This window comes from Streptomyces sp. NPDC059861 (assembly GCF_042731435.1).
GTDB lineage: Bacteria > Actinomycetota > Actinomycetes > Streptomycetales > Streptomycetaceae > Streptomyces.
Map to the genome: position 1 here is coordinate 13,620 of NZ_JBHWJQ010000004.1, position 15,853 is coordinate 29,472.

17 protein-coding genes are annotated in these 15,853 nt (G+C 72.5%); 10 read left to right on the forward strand and 7 right to left on the reverse strand.

The genetic code is table 11. The features are described from left to right. Positions 1-155 precede the first annotated feature (155 nt). A complete protein-coding gene (locus ACFV6X_RS04620) occupies positions 156-599 on the reverse strand; it encodes an ATP-binding protein (RefSeq protein WP_385377562.1) in 444 nt (147 codons plus the stop codon). A 154-nt stretch (positions 600-753) separates the two neighbouring features. On the opposite strand from ACFV6X_RS04620, the gene ACFV6X_RS04625 reads away from it, so the two are divergent. Both ACFV6X_RS04625 and ACFV6X_RS04630 read left to right on the forward strand, forming a co-directional pair. Further along, a complete protein-coding gene (locus tag ACFV6X_RS04625) occupies positions 754-975 on the forward strand; it encodes a hypothetical protein (protein WP_385377565.1) in 222 nt (73 codons plus the stop codon). Between the two features lie 294 nt (positions 976-1,269). Further along, positions 1,270-1,725, forward strand: a complete 456-nt coding sequence (locus ACFV6X_RS04630; RefSeq protein WP_385377568.1) for a cyclic nucleotide-binding domain-containing protein — start codon at positions 1,270-1,272, stop codon at positions 1,723-1,725. A 26-nt stretch (positions 1,726-1,751) separates the two neighbouring features. On the opposite strand, the gene ACFV6X_RS04635 is transcribed toward ACFV6X_RS04630, so the two are convergent. Then, positions 1,752-3,050: an MFS transporter gene (locus ACFV6X_RS04635; RefSeq protein ID WP_385377570.1), complete on the reverse strand. Its 1,299-nt coding sequence runs from the start codon at positions 3,048-3,050 to the stop codon at positions 1,752-1,754. Positions 3,051-3,179: 129 nt separating this feature from the next. Next, positions 3,180-3,794, reverse strand: a complete 615-nt coding sequence (locus ACFV6X_RS04640) for a LysE/ArgO family amino acid transporter (protein ID WP_385377573.1) — start codon at positions 3,792-3,794, stop codon at positions 3,180-3,182. 99 nt (positions 3,795-3,893) lie between these two features. Between ACFV6X_RS04640 and ACFV6X_RS04645 the strand changes: the two genes are divergently transcribed. After that, the gene (locus tag ACFV6X_RS04645) at positions 3,894-4,790 is read left to right on the forward strand and encodes a LysR family transcriptional regulator ArgP (protein WP_385377576.1); all 897 of its coding nucleotides are present in this window, start codon (positions 3,894-3,896) and stop codon (positions 4,788-4,790) included. Between the two features lie 36 nt (positions 4,791-4,826). On the opposite strand, the gene ACFV6X_RS04650 is transcribed toward ACFV6X_RS04645, so the two are convergent. After that, on the reverse strand, positions 4,827-5,573 hold the full coding sequence (locus ACFV6X_RS04650) for a hypothetical protein (protein ID WP_385377579.1): 747 nt from the start codon (positions 5,571-5,573) through the stop codon (positions 4,827-4,829). 109 nt (positions 5,574-5,682) lie between these two features. Here ACFV6X_RS04650 and ACFV6X_RS04655 point away from each other — a divergent pair, with 109 nt between their 5' ends. Then, positions 5,683-6,033 (forward strand): DUF488 domain-containing protein, encoded by a 351-nt coding sequence (locus tag ACFV6X_RS04655; RefSeq protein ID WP_385377582.1) that lies wholly within the window; start codon positions 5,683-5,685, stop codon positions 6,031-6,033. 22 nt (positions 6,034-6,055) lie between these two features. Here ACFV6X_RS04655 and ACFV6X_RS04660 read toward each other — a convergent pair whose 3' ends face one another. Further along, positions 6,056-7,729, reverse strand: coding sequence for an FAD-binding dehydrogenase (locus ACFV6X_RS04660; protein ID WP_385377585.1), 1,674 nt, complete (start codon positions 7,727-7,729; stop codon positions 6,056-6,058). A 20-nt stretch (positions 7,730-7,749) separates the two neighbouring features. Then, positions 7,750-8,373, reverse strand: a complete 624-nt coding sequence (locus ACFV6X_RS04665; RefSeq protein WP_385377588.1) for a TetR/AcrR family transcriptional regulator — start codon at positions 8,371-8,373, stop codon at positions 7,750-7,752. A 138-nt stretch (positions 8,374-8,511) separates the two neighbouring features. Here ACFV6X_RS04665 and ACFV6X_RS04670 point away from each other — a divergent pair, with 138 nt between their 5' ends. From ACFV6X_RS04670 to ACFV6X_RS04680, 3 genes are all read left to right on the forward strand, one after another. Further along, a complete protein-coding gene (locus ACFV6X_RS04670; protein WP_385377591.1) occupies positions 8,512-9,141 on the forward strand; it encodes an alpha-ketoglutarate-dependent dioxygenase AlkB in 630 nt (209 codons plus the stop codon). A gap of 142 nt (positions 9,142-9,283) precedes the next feature. Continuing rightward, positions 9,284-10,030: an MBL fold metallo-hydrolase gene (locus tag ACFV6X_RS04675; protein ID WP_385377594.1), complete on the forward strand. Its 747-nt coding sequence runs from the start codon at positions 9,284-9,286 to the stop codon at positions 10,028-10,030. Positions 10,031-10,039: 9 nt separating this feature from the next. Further along, a complete protein-coding gene (locus tag ACFV6X_RS04680; protein WP_385377597.1) occupies positions 10,040-11,275 on the forward strand; it encodes a DUF4032 domain-containing protein in 1,236 nt (411 codons plus the stop codon). Between the two features lies 1 nt (position 11,276). Here ACFV6X_RS04680 and ACFV6X_RS04685 read toward each other — a convergent pair whose 3' ends face one another. Further along, positions 11,277-12,146 (reverse strand): universal stress protein, encoded by an 870-nt coding sequence (locus ACFV6X_RS04685; protein WP_385377600.1) that lies wholly within the window; start codon positions 12,144-12,146, stop codon positions 11,277-11,279. Positions 12,147-12,358: 212 nt separating this feature from the next. On the opposite strand from ACFV6X_RS04685, the gene ACFV6X_RS04690 reads away from it, so the two are divergent. From ACFV6X_RS04690 to ACFV6X_RS04700, 3 genes are read left to right on the forward strand one after another with little or no spacing between them, the layout of a single operon-like run. After that, complete coding sequence (locus tag ACFV6X_RS04690; protein ID WP_385377603.1) at positions 12,359-14,035, forward strand: FAD-dependent oxidoreductase; 1,677 nt, start codon at positions 12,359-12,361, stop codon at positions 14,033-14,035. Continuing rightward, complete coding sequence (locus tag ACFV6X_RS04695; protein WP_385377606.1) at positions 14,032-15,492, forward strand: ATP-binding protein; 1,461 nt, start codon at positions 14,032-14,034, stop codon at positions 15,490-15,492. The genes ACFV6X_RS04690 and ACFV6X_RS04695 overlap by 4 nt, the downstream gene beginning before the upstream one ends. Then, the gene (locus ACFV6X_RS04700) at positions 15,489-15,845 is read left to right on the forward strand and encodes a UBP-type zinc finger domain-containing protein (RefSeq protein ID WP_385377609.1); all 357 of its coding nucleotides are present in this window, start codon (positions 15,489-15,491) and stop codon (positions 15,843-15,845) included. Before ACFV6X_RS04695 ends, ACFV6X_RS04700 begins: the two co-directional genes overlap by 4 nt. Positions 15,846-15,853: the final 8 nt, after the last annotated feature.

Consider the following 15,853-nt stretch of genomic DNA (forward strand, 5'->3'; position numbering starts at 1 on the left):
GGACTTCAGGGACTGTCCGCGGGAAGGGTGCCGGCCCCGATCACCCGGAGGCCCCGGAGCGCGTACCGCTCCCCGCTGGCGCGCCTCCGGTCCGAAGCACGAAAATGCGTCTGCCCGGGCGCCGGAGGAACAAACTCCGGGCATCCGAAGGTCTTTCAGAAGACAGGTACCGCCGCGGTGATGCGCTTGCCGCCCGCGGGCAGATCGGCCACCCGGACGTCGCACGCGAGCCGGCAGACGATCGGCCAGCCGTGTCCGCCGGCCCGCCGTCGCCCCTGCTCGTCCACCGGCGTCACGGTCACCGGCAGCCGGTCGCTGCGGTCGCTGACGGAGACCCGCACCTCGTGCCCGACGACATCGACGTCGACGCCGGTCACACCACCGCCGTGCAGGATGGCGTTGGTCGTCAGTTCCGAGGCGACGAGGAGAGCGTCCGAGAGGCCGCCCTCGTCGCACGGGGTGCCGGTGTCCCGGCACCGCCCCGCCACCGCGTGCCGTATCGCCCGGCGCACGTCGGCCGGTAGGCACGTTCCGCTTCGGCGGGGCCACACCTGGTCGGCGGGTTCGCCCGCGGGCTCGGTCCACTGCTGCGCGCTCACTTCTCAGCTCCCTGACTGATCGGCTGGTGGAGCAACCACTGAGTCGAAAGAACGGGTCTGTCCGGCGCTGCCCTCATAAGTCGGCTCACCCCCTTGCGGCACACCAAACCCGCCTTCCGGCCATCGATCCCGAACAGGGGGGTAGGCGGAGTACATGACCGATGTGGTGGACTCAGATGAGCTGGTGCGGCGCATCCAGCGCGGCAGGGCCTGCGCGGAGCAGGAGGAACGCGCGTGGCGGGCGCGCAGTGAGGCCCTGGAACCGACCGATCCGGCCGGAGCCCGGGAGGCGGCGGTACGGCGGCTGACCTACGAGGCGGTACTCCGGGTCCTGGACGAGATCCTGACGCCCGGCCGCCACGCCGAGGTGGGCTGACCACTCCCCCGGGTGGCCGTTCCGGGGACGGCGGAGCGGCGTCCCCGCGTGAAACAGGTCACGTGACCGGCTTACGAGTGGGTAGCACGGCCCGAGATGGTTTATCGTTCATACATACGTGGTGACGGGGTCGAGGGACTCCTCCTCCTCCGGACATCACCCCGTACAGCCCTGGCTGGCTTCCCCCGTCCAGCCAGGGCTTTTCCATGCCCCGAGGTGCTCCGTGCGCCCGCAGCGGCTGAAATGGGCATAGACAGAGCACCGGTCCTTTCCGTCGGCGAGGAGCTTCGCGCCATGACCAAAGCGACGAAATTGCTGACCGCCCTGCCCCCGCCGCAGCGACAGCGACTGATGACGCTCGCGAGGGAGGTGTCCTTCCCGGAGGACGCCCGCATCTTCGAGGCCGGCGGAACGGCCGATCGCTTCTGGGTGATCCGCTCGGGCGCCGTCTCCCTCGACCAGCAGGTGACCTCGGCGAAGCGGGTCACCGTCGCCAGCCTCGGCGCGGGCGACCTGCTGGGCTGGTCCTGGCTGTTCCCGCCGCACCGGTGGGACTTCGGCGCGGAGGCCTTCAGCCAGGTGCGCGCCTACGAGTTCGAGGCGGAGCCGGTGCTGGAGCTGTGCGAGCAGGACCCGCAGCTCGGCATGTCCCTGGTCCGGATCGTGGCCGAGATCCTCGCGCACCGACTGGAGACGACCCGCGGCCAGCTCATGGAGCAGTACACCCTGCGCCGGCGCGGGGGCATGTAGCCCCGCGCGCGGGACCGCCCGGGGCCTCAGACGCGATAGCGCCGCAGGTCCGGTGTCGCCGCGGCCAGTGTCAGCATCACGGCGACGACCAGCACGCCGCCGCCCGCGACGGCCGTTCGGGCACCGAAGGCCGAACCGGCCGTGCCGTGCAGGACGTCGGCGAGACGGGGGCCGCCCGCGACGACGACCGTGAAGACGCCCTGCATCCGGCCGCGCATCTCGTCGGTCGCGGCGGACAGCAGGATCGCGCCGCGGAACACCATCGAGACCATGTCGGCGACACCGGCGGCGACCAGGAACGCCACCGCGACCCACAGACTCGTGCTCAGCCCGAACCCGGTGATGGCCAGGCCCCAGGCGACGACCGCGCCGATCACCATCCAGCCGTGCCACCGGACCCGCGAGAAGGTGCCGGAGAACAGGCCGCCCGCGACCGCGCCGATCGGGATCGCCGCGAACAGCAGACCGAGGGCGAGACCCTCGCCCCAGGGGGCGTACGTCTCGGCGGCGAGCTGCGGGAACAGGGCGCGGGGCATACCGAGGACCATGGCGACGATGTCGGCGAGGAAGGACAGCAGCAGCACCTTGTGCAGGGCGATGTAGCGGAAGCCCGCCACGACCTCCCGCACCCCGGCACGCCGCGCCACCGTGGTCGAGAGGGGCGGCAGCGCGGGCAGCCGCAGCACCGCCCAGACGGCGACGCACAGGGCGAGTGCGTCGATGAGATACAGCTCGGGCAGGCCGATGACGGGGATCAGGACGCCGGCGAGCAGCGGCCCGGCGACCAGGCCGGTCTGCATGACGGTCGAGCCGAGGGCGCTCGCGGCGGCCAGCTCGTGCTCGGGGACCAGGCGGGCGATGGAGGCACTGCGGGCCGGGGCGTTCAGGCCGAAGAAGGCCTGCTGGAGGGCGAGAAGGACCATCAGCACGGCGACCGAGCCGAGGCCGGTGACCGCTTGGAGCCAGAACAGCACGGAGGTGACGGCGATGCCGCTGTTGGTGATCAGCAGCAGCTTGCGGCGGTCCATGCTGTCGGCGACCGCGCCGCCCCACAGGGCGAACACCACCAGCGGCAGCAGCCCCGCGAGGCTCGCGTAGCCGACCCAGGCGGAGGAGCCGGTGATGTCGTAGATCTGCTTGGGCACGGCGACCGCGGTCAGCTGGCTGCCGACGGCCGTGACGACGGTCGAGGACCACAGCCGGCGGTAGGCCGGGCGGCGCAGGGGGCGGGTGTCCATCGCCCAGCGCCGCCAGCCACTGCGGGGCGGTTCGGCGGGGGCGGGATCGTCCGCGGGGTGCTCTGTGCTGCTCTCGCTGGTGTCCACGCGCTTCCCGGTGCTCGTTACATCTTTCGAATCCGGGGATCACTATGACAGGCCCGTGTGAGCGCTCTCGTTGCGGTGTGTGCGCTCTCGTTCGGTTCGCCACGACGAGACCCTGTCCCGGCGGCGCGATCAACTCCCGGCGATGAGCGTCACGCCGAGGACGATCATGGTGGCGGCGACCAGTCCGTCCAGCACCCGCCAGGCCGTCGGTCTGACGAGCCAGCGGCCGAGCAGCCGCGCGCCGAAGCCGAGGGCGGCGAACCAGCACAGGCTGGCCGCCACGGCGCCGATCCCGAACGTCCAGCGCAACGGCCCCCGGTCGGCGGCGAGCGAGCCCAGCAGGAAGACGGTGTCGAGGTAGACGTGCGGGTTGAGCCAGGTCATCGCCAGACACATGAGCACCGCCCTCCCGCGCGAGCCCGCCGTGTCCCCCTCCGTGCGCAGCGCCCCCTGGGGTCTGACGACCCGGCGGGCGGCCAGGGCGCCGTAGCAGAGCAGGAAGGCGCCGCCGATCCACCCCACCAGGGTCAGCGCGCCCGGCCAGGCAACCACCACCGCGCCGACCCCGCCGACACCGAGGGCGATCAGGGCGGCGTCGGAGAGCGCGCAGATGCCGACCACGGCGAGGACGGCCTCGCGGCGGACCCCCTGACGCAGGACGAAGGCGTTCTGGGCACCGATGGCGACGATGAGCGAGAGGCCGGTGCCGAATCCGGCGGCCGCGGCGGAGAGAGCTGGGGACATGCTTCCGACGCTACGGAGACGATCACTGTAGGTACAGCTAAAGATTCTTACGTATCCTTAGCGCAATTGATGTCGACAATCTCCAGGACGGGCGCGCTGATGACGGAGCTTCCTCTCGACCAGGTGCGGACCCTGCTGGCCGTCGTGGACGAGGGCACCTTCGAGGCGGCGGCCGCCGCGCTGCATGTGACGCCCTCGGCGGTCAGTCAACGGGTGAAGGCCCTGGAGCAGCGCACGGGGCGGATTCTGCTGATGCGCACCAAGCCGGTGCGGCCGACGGAGTCCGGTGAGGTCGTGGTCCGGCTGGCGCGTCAGCTGGGCCGGCTGGAGCTGGACGCGCGTGCCGAGCTGGGCATGAGCGGCACCGGGGAGGCGACCCGGGTGTCCGTCGCGGTGAACTCCGACTCGCTGGCGACCTGGTTCCTCCCGGCGCTCAGCCGCGTCCCGCGGGAGCTGCGGCTCTGCTTCGAGCTGCGCCGCGAGGACCAGGACCACACGGCGGCGCTGTTGCGCGAGGGCCTGGTGATGGCCGCGGTGACGTCGTCGTCGGTGCCTGTGACGGGCTGTTCGGTGCGCGCGCTCGGTGTCATGCGGTACGTCGCGGCGGCCCGCCCCGACTTCGCCGAACGGCATCTGGGCGGGCCGCTTCGCGAGACCCTCCCGGACGCGCCGGTCGTGGTCTTCGACCGGCGGGACGACCTCCAGGACGCGTTCGTCCGCCGGCTGCGGCGGGGCGGCGGCGCGAGCGCGGAACGGCACTTCGTGCCCACGTCGGACGGCTTCGTAGAGGCCGTCGCGGCGGGTCTCGGCTGGGGGCTGGTCCCGGAGGTCCAGGCCGAGCCGCTGCTGGCCTCGGGCCGCCTGGCCCCACTGGCGCCCGAACGGGCGGTGGACGTGCCGCTGTACTGGCAGCAGTGGAAGCTGGACTCCCCCGCGCTGGCGGCGGTGGCGCAGGCGGTGACGGCGGTGGCCGCGGAAGCTCTGCGTCCGCGGTGACCCTGGCTCACCGTGTGCCACGCGGTGCCAGGCTGTTCAGCGGGCCAGTGCGGCGGTGTCGCCCAGGACGGCCACCGGGTGCCGTTCCGGGTCCAGGCGGCGCAGCAGCTCCTTCATGTGGGGCCGCCGGAGGGTGACGCAGGCCTGCGTGGGCCCGCCGTGGTCGACGTGGAGCCAGATGCCGCCGCCCCGCCCGGAGCCGAGCGGCCGGGTCCCGTCGAGGGGCGAGGTGCCGGGCCGGCGGTTGTAGTCGATGGCGACCACGTAGTCGAAGGAACCGGACAGTGGCTCGCCCTCGAAACCGGAACCGGTCGCCGTGAACGCGGCCGACTGGTCGTACGGCATCCGGGTCCCGGGGTCGGGGAGCAGCCCGCCGGCGTCGGTGAGGCTGTAGACGCCGACCGGTGAGCGCAGATCACCGAGCCGGTGGTCGTCGGTCCAGCCGTACAGCGCGTTGTGCGCGGGCCAGCTCCCGCGCTCCTGCCAGCCGGCCACCGTCCGCTCGTACAGGACGGCCTCGGATCTCGGGGAGTTCCTGCCGCGGCCGGTCACCACGACCGCCTGGCGTGCGTCGGCGGGTACCTGGGCCCGGGTCAGCGGGCCGAGCCCCGGAAGCTGCCGGGGGCCGGTCGCGAGGGAGGGTTCCGGGGCGGGACCGGGCGCCTTGGCCTCGGCGGCGACAGGCGGGTGCCCGGGCGCCGGGTCCGTGTCCGTGCGCTCGGCGCCGCATGCGGTGAGCAGCAGGGTGGCGGGCAGCAGGAACCGGCAGGTGCGTCTGATCATGTGTCGACCTTGACCGACACGGGTGGGGATCCCCTCGGGTTCCACGGCTGCATCCACCCGCCCGGCGTACGCTCCCGTCACACCTCTCCCCGTTCGAAAGGCCTCCCGCATGAGTGTCCGAATCCGACGAGTCTACGAACCGCCGGAGCCCGAGGACGGGGTACGCGTCCTGGTCGACCGGCTGTGGCCGCGCGGTCTGGCCAAGGACGTGGCCCGGGTGGACGAGTGGCCCAAGGGGCTCACCCCGTCCACCGAACTGCGCCAGTGGTACCACGCGGGCGAGGGGTCCTACGAGGAGTTCGCGCGCCGGTACGAGGCGGAGCTGGCCGAGCCCGAGGCGGCGCAGCTCCTGGACGGAGTGCGGAAGTTGGCGGCCCGGAGCACCGTGACGCTGGTGACCGGCTCGAAGAACCTGGAGCAGGGCCACGTCGCGGTGCTGGCCCGCCTTCTGGAGTCCTGAGAAGACGGGCCCCACGCATGTCTCAGCCGGTCTGCCGGGCGGCCGTCCGCCCCGCCGCACGGCCCGAGAACAGGCAGCCGCCGAGGAAGGTGCCCTCCAGCGCGTTGTAGCCGTGCACGCCGCCCCCGCCGAAGCCGGCGACCTCGCCCGCCGCGTACAGCCCGTCGATCGGCTGCCCGTCGGCGCGCAGGGCGCGCGAGTCGAGGTCGGTCTGGATGCCGCCGAGCGTCTTGCGGGTCAGCACGCGCAGCTTGACGCCGATCAGGGGCCCGGCCGCCGGGTCGAGGATGCGGTGCGGGGTGGCGACGCGGCCGAGGCGGTCACCGATGTAGCGGCGGGCGTTGCGGATGCCCTGCACCTGGGCGTCCTTGCCATAGGAGTTGGCCAACTGCGCGTCGCGGGCCTCGATCTGACGGCGTATCGCCTCGGCGTCGAGGAGCGGCTTGTCGGTGAGGCCGTTCATCTTCTCGACGAGTTGTTCGAGGCCGGGGGCGGTCACGAAGTCGGCGCCGTTGCGCAGGAAGGCCGCCACCGGGCCGGGCGCGCCCTTGCCGAGGACGCGTTCCCGCAGGAACGCCTTGCGGTCCTTGGCCGTGATGTCGGGGTTCTGCTCGGAGCCCGACAGCGCGAACTCCTTCTCGATGATGCGCTGGGTGAGAATGAACCAGGAGTGGTCGTACGCGGCGATGTCCTCGGTGGTACGCAGGTACTTGAGCGTGCCGAGGGTGTCGTAGCCGGGCAGGCAGGGCTCGGGCAGCCGGCGGCCGAGGGCGTCGAACCACATGGGGGACGGCCCGGGCAGGATGCGGATGCCGTGGCCGGGCCAGATCGGGTCCCAGTTCTGCAGGCCCTCGGTGTAGTGCCACATGCGGTCGCGGTTGACCAGCCGTACGCCCGCCTCGGCGCTGATGTCGAGCATGCGGCCGTCGACGTAGGCGGGGACGCCGGTGACCATCTCGGCGGGCGGGGTGCCGAGCCGTTCGGGCCAGTGGCGGCGGACGATGTCGTGGTCGGCGCCGATGCCTCCGGTGGTGACGATCACGGCCTGGGCGGTGAGTTCGAAGTCGCCGGCCGGGTCACGGTTGGAAGCGACGCCGCGCGGGGAGTCGTCCTCGGCCAGCACCGTGCCGCGAACACCGCTGGCGGCGCCGTCCTCGACGACGAGATGGTCGACCCGGTGCCGGTGGTGGAAGGTGAGCAGCCCGTCGCGGGCGGCCTGCCTGGCGTACCGCACGAAGGGCTCGACGACCCCGGTGCCCGTGCCCCAGGCGATGTGGAAGCGGGGCACGGAGTTGCCGTGCCCGTCCGCGCGCAGGTTCCCGCGCTCGGCCCAGCCGACCGTGGGCAGGAACTTGATGCCGTGCCCCTCCAGCCAGGACCGCTTCTCCCCCGCCGCGAACTCGACGTAGGCCCGCGCCCAGCGCACCGCCCAGGAGTCCTCGTCGTCGGTCCGGTCGAACCCCGCGCTGCCCTGCCAGTCGCTCCAGGCGAGGTCGAAGGAGTCCTTCACGCCGAGCCTCCGCTGTTCCGGCGTGTCGACGAGGAACAGCCCGCCGAACGACCAGAACGCCTGGCCGCCGAGGTTGGCGGCGTTCTCCTGGTCGACCAGCGCGACCCGGCGGCCCCGGCTGGTGAGTTCATGCGCGGCGACCAGGCCCGCGAGGCCCGCTCCTACGACGATGACGTCGGCGTCCATGGCGATCGTCCCTTCCTGATTCATCGGGGGGTGCCGCCGGCGTCGGTCAGCAGCGCGGTGAGCAGTTGTTTGAGCCACACGCGCGCGTGCTCGACGTCCTTGTCCAGCAGCAGTTGGGTGGTTACTCCGTCGTACGCGGCGACCACCGCGTGTGCGGCGGCGTCGATGCCGCCCAGCACGGCGGGCAGTTCGGTGTGGCCGGGGACGGCCCGGGCGAGGCGTTCGGCGATCGCGCCGCGCAGCCGGGCCCGGTGCTCCAGCAGGGTCTGCGCCACGGCCGCGTCGCGCGCGGCGTGCACCAGGAAGTCCGTCTTGACCAGCAGCCAGTCCAGGTCGAGGAGCAGCACCTCGGTGACCCTGTCGACGGCGGCGGGCACGTCGAGGTCGGGTCCGTCCTGGGCGAGCGCCCCGGAGACCTGCTCGGCGATCAGGTCGGCGCGCTGCCGGTAGAGGGCGAAGAACAGCTCGTCCAGGCTGGCGAAGTTCGAGTAGAAGGCACCCCGGCTGTAGCCGGCGGCCTCGCACACCTCCTCGATCGACACCCGCCCGAAGCCCTTGGCCGCGAAGACCTCGAACGCGGCGTCCAGGAGGTTGGCGCGGGTGCGGACGCGGCGCCTGGTCACGCGCCCGGCTGTTCGCTCCATGTCCGGCCTCCGTTCGATACGCGAATGTATCCGATACATGAATGTATCCAAAGGTGCGTGACGCCCGGGATTTCCGGGCCGTGACGGCAGAGGGCGCGCTTTTGGAACACGTATTCGAATCGGGGTTACGCTGGTGGCATGACCAGGCACCTCCAGGGCTCGCTCTTCGACCAGGCCGACGAGGTCCGGCTCGGCCCCCTCGACGGGCTGCGCCGTACCGCGCTCGGCTCGGGCGCCTGGATCGACGTGCTGCCGGGGTGGCTGAACGGGTCGGACACGCTGTTCGAACAGCTGGCGGCCGAGGTGCCGTGGCGGGCCGAGCGCCGCACGATGTACGACCACGTCGTCGACGTACCGCGGCTACTGGCGTACTACGGCGCGGGCGACCCGCTGCCGCACGCGGTGCTGGCCGAGGCGCGTGAGGCGCTGACCAGGCACTACGCCGACGAGCTCGGCGAGCCGTTCGCCACTGCGGGCCTGTGCCAGTACCGCGACGGCCGGGACAGCGTGGCCTGGCACGGCGACCGGATCGGGCGCGGCGCCCGGGAGGACACGATGGTCGCGATCCTGTCCGTCGGCGCACCCCGTGATCTGCTGTTGCGCCCGATGCACGGCGGGGGCGGGACCGTGCGGCGTCCGCTGGGGCACGGCGATCTGATCGTGATGGGCGGCTCCTGCCAGCGGACGTGGGAGCACTGCGTACCGAAGTCGACGCGCGCTGGCGGGCCGCGGATAAGCATCCAGTTCCGCCCCCGGGGAGTGAACTGACCCCGCGCGACCGTGCCGTCCCCGCGCGGCCTCGCGGTGACCGTCCTGGTCCACGGGCGGCACGCGGACCCTCTGACCAGGCGGTTCCCCTGATCTGGTTTGCTGTCTCCGTCGGGCGCGGACCTCACCAGGCAGGACGATCATGCGGGCAGATGTGCGGGAAGTCGCCGAGGGTATCCACCTCGTGCACGGCAGCGACACCAACTGGGTGATCGTCAAGGACGGGGACGCCGTCACCCTGGTCGACACCGGCTACCTCGGGGACCGCCAACGGCTGCTCGACTCCCTCGCGGCGGTGGGGAGCACGCCGGAGGCGGTCGCGGCGGTGCTGATCACCCACGCCCACAACGACCACCTCGGATCGGCGGAGTACCTGCGCACGACATACGGCACGCCGGTGTACCTGCACGAGGCGGAAGTGCCGCACGCGCGCCGGGAGTTCCTGCACCAGGTCTCCGTCGGCCGGGTGCTGCGCAACGGCTGGCGTCCGGGCGTGCTGCCGTGGGCCGTGCACGCGCTGCGGTCGGGCGGCACCGCCCACATCCCGGTCGCCTCGCCCGAGCCGTTCCCGGCGACGGGTCCGCTGGATCTGCCCGGGCGTCCGGTGCCGGTGCACACACCGGGCCACACCGACGGGCACGCCGTCTTCCATCTGCCGGACGCCGGAATCGTGATCTCCGGGGACGCGCTGGTCAGCGGTCACGCGACCGCACGGATCGAGGGCCCGCAGCTGCTGCCCGACATGTTCCACCGCGAGCGTGCCCGGGCACTGGCCTCGCTGGAGCTGATCGAGGGGCTGGCGGCCGACGTCCTGCTGCCCGGGCACGGTCCGGTCCACAGGGGGTCCGTGCGCGACGCCGCCCACCGGGCACGGGACCGGGCCCTCTAGGCTCACCCCATGGCTTTGCAGATCAGCGCCACCAACCCGGAGCACCCGGCACTCCTGCTGGAGCTGCCGTGGCACCTGCCGCTGGAGGAGTGGCCGCAGGAGCACCTCGTGCCGCTGCCGCGCGGCATCTCCCGGCACGTGGTGCGCTACGCCCGCGCGGGCAGCGAGGTCGTCGCCGTCAAGGAGCTGGCGCAGCGGCCCGCCCTCCGGGAGTACGAGCTGCTGCGTGACCTGGACCGGCTCGGCATCCCCGCCGTGGACGCCCTCGGCGTGGTCACCGGCCGCGCCGACGAGGACGGCGGCCCGCTGGAGTCGGTGCTGATCACCCGGCACCTCGGCGGCTCGTTGCCGTACCGGTCGATGTTCGAGACGACCATGCGCCCGGCGACCATGCACCGGCTGATGGACGCGCTGGCGGTGCTGCTGGTGCGGTTGCATCTGGCCGGATTCGCGTGGGGGGACTGCTCGCTGTCCAACACCCTCTTCCGCCGGGACGCCGGCGCGTACGCCGCGTACCTCGTCGACGCCGAGACGGGCGAGCTGCACCCCCGGCTCAGCGACGGCCAGCGCGACTACGACCTCGACCTCGCCCGCGTCAACATCAGCGGCGAGCTGCTCGACCTGGAGGCGTCCGGCGCGCTGCACCCGTCGGTCGACGCCATCGAGTTCGGCACGGAGATCTGCGCCCGCTACCACGGTCTGTGGCGGGAGCTGACCCGCACCTCGGTCTACCCGGCGGGCGAGTACCACTACATAGAGCGCCGGATACGCCGCCTGAACGACCTCGGTTTCGACGTCGCGGAGATGCAGATCGAGCACTCCTCCAACGGCGACACGGTCACGTTCGTGCCCAAGGTCGTCGACGCGGGACACCACCAGCGGCAGCTGCTGCGGCTCACCGGGCTGGACACCGAGGAGAACCAGGCCCGGCGGCTGCTCAACGACCTGGAGAGCTGGATGGCGACCCAGGACGACTACGCGCCGGGCGACCCCCTCGCGGCCCGCCCCGAGGTGCTCGCCCACCGCTGGGTGCGGGAGGTGTTCCGGCCGACGGTGCGCGCCGTGCCGCTGGACCTGCGCGGCGGGATGGACCCGGCCGAGCTCTACCACCAGCTCCTCGAGCACCGCTGGTACCTCTCGGAGCGGGCCCAGCACGACATAGGTCTCGGCACCGCCGTGAAGGACTACGTCGAGAACATCCTGCCGCGGGCCCGGGAGCCACTGGAGGCACCCGCGTCCGAGTGACTCACGCGGGCGGTACGACCGCCACGGGGCACTCCGCGTGGTGCAGGACGCCGTGCGCCACCGACCCGATCCGCGCCCCCACCGCCGTCCGGCGCGCGCGGCGGCCGACAACCATCAGCTGGGCACGCCCGGCGACCGACAGCAGTACCTGCCCCGCACTGCCCATCTCCACGTGCTCCACCACATGCACGTCCGGGAACCGCTGCCGCCACGGCTGCACCGCCTCGGCCAGTGCCTTCGTCTCGTACGGCTCCGGGCCGCCCGCCTCGTCCAGAAGCTTCAGCGACCCGGGGCTGTAGGCGAACACCGGCGGCAGCGTCCAGGCCCGCACCGCCCGCACCGTCGCCCCGCGCGCGGCGGCCGTCTCGAACGCGAACCCGAGGGCGGCTGCGCTGTCCTGCGCGTCGCCCTCCTGCCCGACGACGATCTCGCGGCCGTCCACCTCGCTCGTGGCGCGGTCGCCGGACCGCACCAGCACGACCGGGCGCGACGTCCCGGCGATCACCTGCTGCCCGACGGAGCCGAGCAGGAAGCCGACGACCCGGCCGTGCCCGCGCGACCCCAGCACCAGCATCTCCGACCGGTCCCCCGCGGCGGCCAGCGCGTCGGCGGCGTCGCCCTCGACGACGTCGGTGCTCACCTCCAGGCCGGCGTACCGCCCGCCGACGGTGCGCACGCCCGCGTCCACCGCGTCCCGCACCCATCGCGCCTGCGTCTCACGGTCGCCCTGGACGGCCTCGTGCGGCTCGTACCGCCACGCGTGCACCACTCGCAGCGCCCGCCCGCGCCGGACGGCCTCGCGGGCCGCCCAGGCCAGTGCGGCGAGGCTCTCCTCCGTGCCGTCGAACCCTGCGGTGATCGGGCGCGTCATCCCGGCTGCCTCCTCGTGTGGCTTTCCCGTACGTCACGCTCAGTCTTCCCCACGCCGCCGGCACGAGCCGCTCGGGGGAGGGCGAGCCGCCGGCCGGCCGGGGGCGGCATGCCTGAGCGAAGCGGCGCGATCGAACATACGATGGCCGAAGCCGGGTGCGGTGACGAGGAGGACGCCGCGTCCTGATACCGACCGCTCGGGGTGGGAGACGAATGGCACAGGCCGCCGACGCAGCGCGGACCGTCATCTTGACCGTGGACGACGATCCGGGAGTCTCCCGTGCCGTGGCACGGGACCTCAGGCGGCGCTACGGCGAGTCGTACCGGATCGTGCGCGCGGAGTCCGGCGAGTCCGCGCTGCAGGCGCTGCGCGAGCTGAAGCTGCGCGGCGACCTGGTGGCCGTCATCCTGGCGGATTACCGCATGCCGCAGATGAACGGCATCGAGTTCCTGGAGCAGGCCCTGGACGTGTACCCGGGTGCGCGCCGGGTGCTGCTGACCGCGTACGCCGACACCAACGCGGCGATCGACGCGATCAACGTCGTCGACCTCGACCACTACCTCCTCAAGCCGTGGGACCCGCCCGAGGAGAAGCTCTACCCCGTCCTCGACGACCTGCTGGACGCCTGGCGGCGCAGCGACTACCGGCCCGTGCCCAGCACCAAGGTCGTCGGGCACCGCTGGTCGGCGCGTTCCACGGACGTCCGCGAGTTCCTGGCCCGCAACCAGGTGCCGTACCGCTGGTACTCGGCCGAGGAGCCCGAGGGCCGGCGGCTGCTGGACGCCGCCGGGGCGGACGGGCAGCGGCTGCCGCTGGTGATCACCCCGGACGGCACGCCCCTGGTCGAGCCGGAGACTCCCGAACTCGCCGCACACGTGGGGCTGGCCACGACCCCGAACGCCGACTTCTACGACCTGGTCGTCATCGGCGGCGGCCCGGCCGGTCTCGGCGCGGCGGTGTACGGGGCGTCGGAGGGGCTGCGGACGGTGCTCGTGGAGCGGTCGGCGACGGGCGGGCAGGCCGGGCAGAGCTCACGCATCGAGAACTACCTGGGCTTCCCGGACGGCGTGTCCGGCGCGCAGCTCACCGACCGGGCCCGCCGGCAGGCGTCGAGGTTCGGCGCGGAGATCCTCACCGCGCGTGAGGTGACGGCGCTGGAGGTCAACGGGGCCGCGCGGGTCGTGCGGTTCTCGGACGGCTCGGAGATCGCCGCGCACAGCGTGATCCTGGCGACCGGTGTGCAGTACCGCCAGCTGGCCGCCCAGGGCTGCGACGAGCTGAACGGCTGCGGGGTGTACTACGGCTCCTCGCTGACCGAGGCGGCCTCGTGCCAGGGCCAGGACGTCTACATCGTGGGTGGCGCCAACTCCGCGGGGCAGGCGGCGATGTACCTCGCCCGGGGCGCCAAGTCGGTGACGCTGCTGGTGCGCGGGCAGTCGCTGGCGGCGTCGATGTCGTACTACCTGATCCAGCAGATCGAGCAGGAGCCGAACATCTCGGTGCGCTGCGGCACGGTCGTCGAGTCGGCGCACGGCTCCGACCACCTGGAGCAGCTGACGCTGCGCGACACGGCGACGGGGCACACCGAACTCGTCGACGCGCAGTGGCTGTTCGTCTTCATCGGCGCGGCGCCGCTGACCGACTGGCTGGGCGCCACGGTGCTGCGCGACCGGCGCGGGTTCATCCTGGCCGGACCCGACCTCACGGCGGACGGGCGGCCGCCGTCGGGCTGGGAGCTGGACCGGCCGCCGTACCACCTGGAGACCAATGTCCCGGGTGTGTTCGTGGCGGGGGACGCGCGCGCCGAGTCCGCCAAGCGGGTCGCGTCCGCCGTCGGGGAGGGAGCCATGGCCGTCATGCTCGTCCACCGTTATCTGGAGCAGTCATGAGCGGTCACCGGATGCCGTGCAACCCGCAGGAGATCGGCGCCCTGTTCCTGTTCGAGAGGCTCTCGCCCGAGCAGCTCGAACGGCTGTGCACCGAGGGCCGGGTGGAGCAGTTCGAGGCCGGGCCCGTCTACACCGAGGGTGACCCCGCCACCTGCTTCTACGTGATGATCGAGGGCACGGTCGTGCTGTCCCGGAGGGTCGGCGCGGACGACGTCGAGGTCACCCGGACCTCGCAGACCGGGGTGTACGCGGGTGCCATGCAGGCCTACCTCGGCGACCGGGTGCGGCAGGTCTACAACAACTCGATGCGCGTGACCGAGCCGACGCGGTTCTTCGTGGTGCCCGCGGACACCTTCGCGAGCATCATGCGGGAGTGGTTCCCGATGGCGGTCCACCTCCTGGAGGGCCTGTTCTTCGGCTCGAAGACCACCCAGCGGATGATCGGGCAGCGGGAACGGCTGCTGGCGCTCGGCTCGTTGTCGGCCGGGCTCACGCACGAGCTGAACAACCCCGCCGCGGCGGCCGTCCGGGCGACGTCCTCGCTGCGGGAACGGGTGGCGAAGATGCGCCACAAACTGAGCGTCATCTCGGCGGGACCGTATCCGCGCGAGGCACTGGCGAACCTCATCGAGATCCAGGACCGCACGGCGGAACGCGTCGCCAAGGCGCCCACGCTGAGCCCGCTGGAGGCCTCGGACCGTGAGGACGCGGTCGGCGACTGGCTCGACGACCACGGCATCCCCGACGGCTGGCGGATCGCGCCCACCTTCGTGCAGGCCGGCCTGGACCTGGACTGGCTGGACCAGATCGCGGCGGCCGTGGACGAGGAGATCCTGCCGGGCGCGATCGGGTGGCTCAACTACACGGTCGAGACCGAGCTGCTGATGGACGAGATCCTGGACTCCACGACCCGGATCTCGCACCTGGTGGACGCGGCGAAGCAGTACTCGCAGCTCGACCGCGCCCCCTACCGGATGGCCGACGTGCACGAACTCCTCGACAGCACCCTCCTGATGCTGTCGGGCAAGATCGGCCCGCAGATCAAGGTCGTCAAGGACTACGACCGTACGCTCCCGAAGGTCCCCGCCTATCCGGCGGAGCTCAACCAGGTGTGGACCAACCTGATCGACAACGCGGTCTCCGCGATCAACAGCGACGGCGGCGAGGGGGCGTTGACGGTACGGACGGCGCGGGACCGCGAGTGCCTGCTGGTGGAGTTCCGCGACACCGGCCCCGGGGTGCCGCCCGAGATCCGGGACCGTATCTTCGACCCCTTCTTCACCACCAAGCCCGTGGGCGAGGGCACCGGGCTCGGCCTGGACATCTCCTGGCGGATCGTGGTCAACAAGCACCACGGCACTCTCCAGGTGGAGTCCGCACCGGGCGACACCCGGTTCCAGGTACTGCTTCCGCTCACCGCGACAGAGGACGAGACGGCCCCCGAGGAGTCGGCATGACCAGTGACACCAGCGGCATCGACCCGAGCGTCCCGCCCAGCGGGACGGGATGCACGGAGTGCGACGAGGCCGGGGGGTGGTGGTTCCACCTGCGGCGCTGCGCCCAGTGCGGGCACATCGGCTGCTGCGACTCCTCGCCCGCCCAGCACGCCACGGCGCACTACGAGGCGACCGGGCATCCGGTGATGCGCAGCTTCGAACCGGGCGAGGGGTGGTTCTGGAACTTCGCGACGAAGGAGGCGTACGACGCCGGGCCCGAGCTGGCGCCTCCGGTATGCCATCCCGCGGACCAGCCGACGCCGGGCCCCGCCGGGCGGGTGCCCGCCGACTGGGCCCGCACGTTGCGGCAGTGAGAGCCCGT

Coding starts and splice junctions, on each gene's coding strand:
- ACFV6X_RS04700 (WP_385377609.1), top strand. CDS start 15,489: ATGACCAGTGACACCAGCGGCATCGACCCGAGCGTCCCGCCCAGCGGG.
- ACFV6X_RS04645 (WP_385377576.1), top strand. CDS start 3,894: ATGACGGAGCTTCCTCTCGACCAGGTGCGGACCCTGCTGGCCGTCGTG.
- ACFV6X_RS04695 (WP_385377606.1), top strand. CDS start 14,032: ATGAGCGGTCACCGGATGCCGTGCAACCCGCAGGAGATCGGCGCCCTG.
- ACFV6X_RS04685 (WP_385377600.1), bottom strand. CDS start 12,146: ATGACGCGCCCGATCACCGCAGGGTTCGACGGCACGGAGGAGAGCCTC.
- ACFV6X_RS04690 (WP_385377603.1), top strand. CDS start 12,359: ATGGCACAGGCCGCCGACGCAGCGCGGACCGTCATCTTGACCGTGGAC.
- ACFV6X_RS04640 (WP_385377573.1), bottom strand. CDS start 3,794: ATGTCCCCAGCTCTCTCCGCCGCGGCCGCCGGATTCGGCACCGGCCTC.
- ACFV6X_RS04630 (WP_385377568.1), top strand. CDS start 1,270: ATGACCAAAGCGACGAAATTGCTGACCGCCCTGCCCCCGCCGCAGCGA.
- ACFV6X_RS04655 (WP_385377582.1), top strand. CDS start 5,683: ATGAGTGTCCGAATCCGACGAGTCTACGAACCGCCGGAGCCCGAGGAC.
- ACFV6X_RS04625 (WP_385377565.1), top strand. CDS start 754: ATGACCGATGTGGTGGACTCAGATGAGCTGGTGCGGCGCATCCAGCGC.
- ACFV6X_RS04670 (WP_385377591.1), top strand. CDS start 8,512: ATGACCAGGCACCTCCAGGGCTCGCTCTTCGACCAGGCCGACGAGGTC.
- ACFV6X_RS04650 (WP_385377579.1), bottom strand. CDS start 5,573: ATGATCAGACGCACCTGCCGGTTCCTGCTGCCCGCCACCCTGCTGCTC.
- ACFV6X_RS04675 (WP_385377594.1), top strand. CDS start 9,284: ATGCGGGCAGATGTGCGGGAAGTCGCCGAGGGTATCCACCTCGTGCAC.
- ACFV6X_RS04680 (WP_385377597.1), top strand. CDS start 10,040: ATGGCTTTGCAGATCAGCGCCACCAACCCGGAGCACCCGGCACTCCTG.
- ACFV6X_RS04660 (WP_385377585.1), bottom strand. CDS start 7,729: ATGGACGCCGACGTCATCGTCGTAGGAGCGGGCCTCGCGGGCCTGGTC.
- ACFV6X_RS04665 (WP_385377588.1), bottom strand. CDS start 8,373: ATGGAGCGAACAGCCGGGCGCGTGACCAGGCGCCGCGTCCGCACCCGC.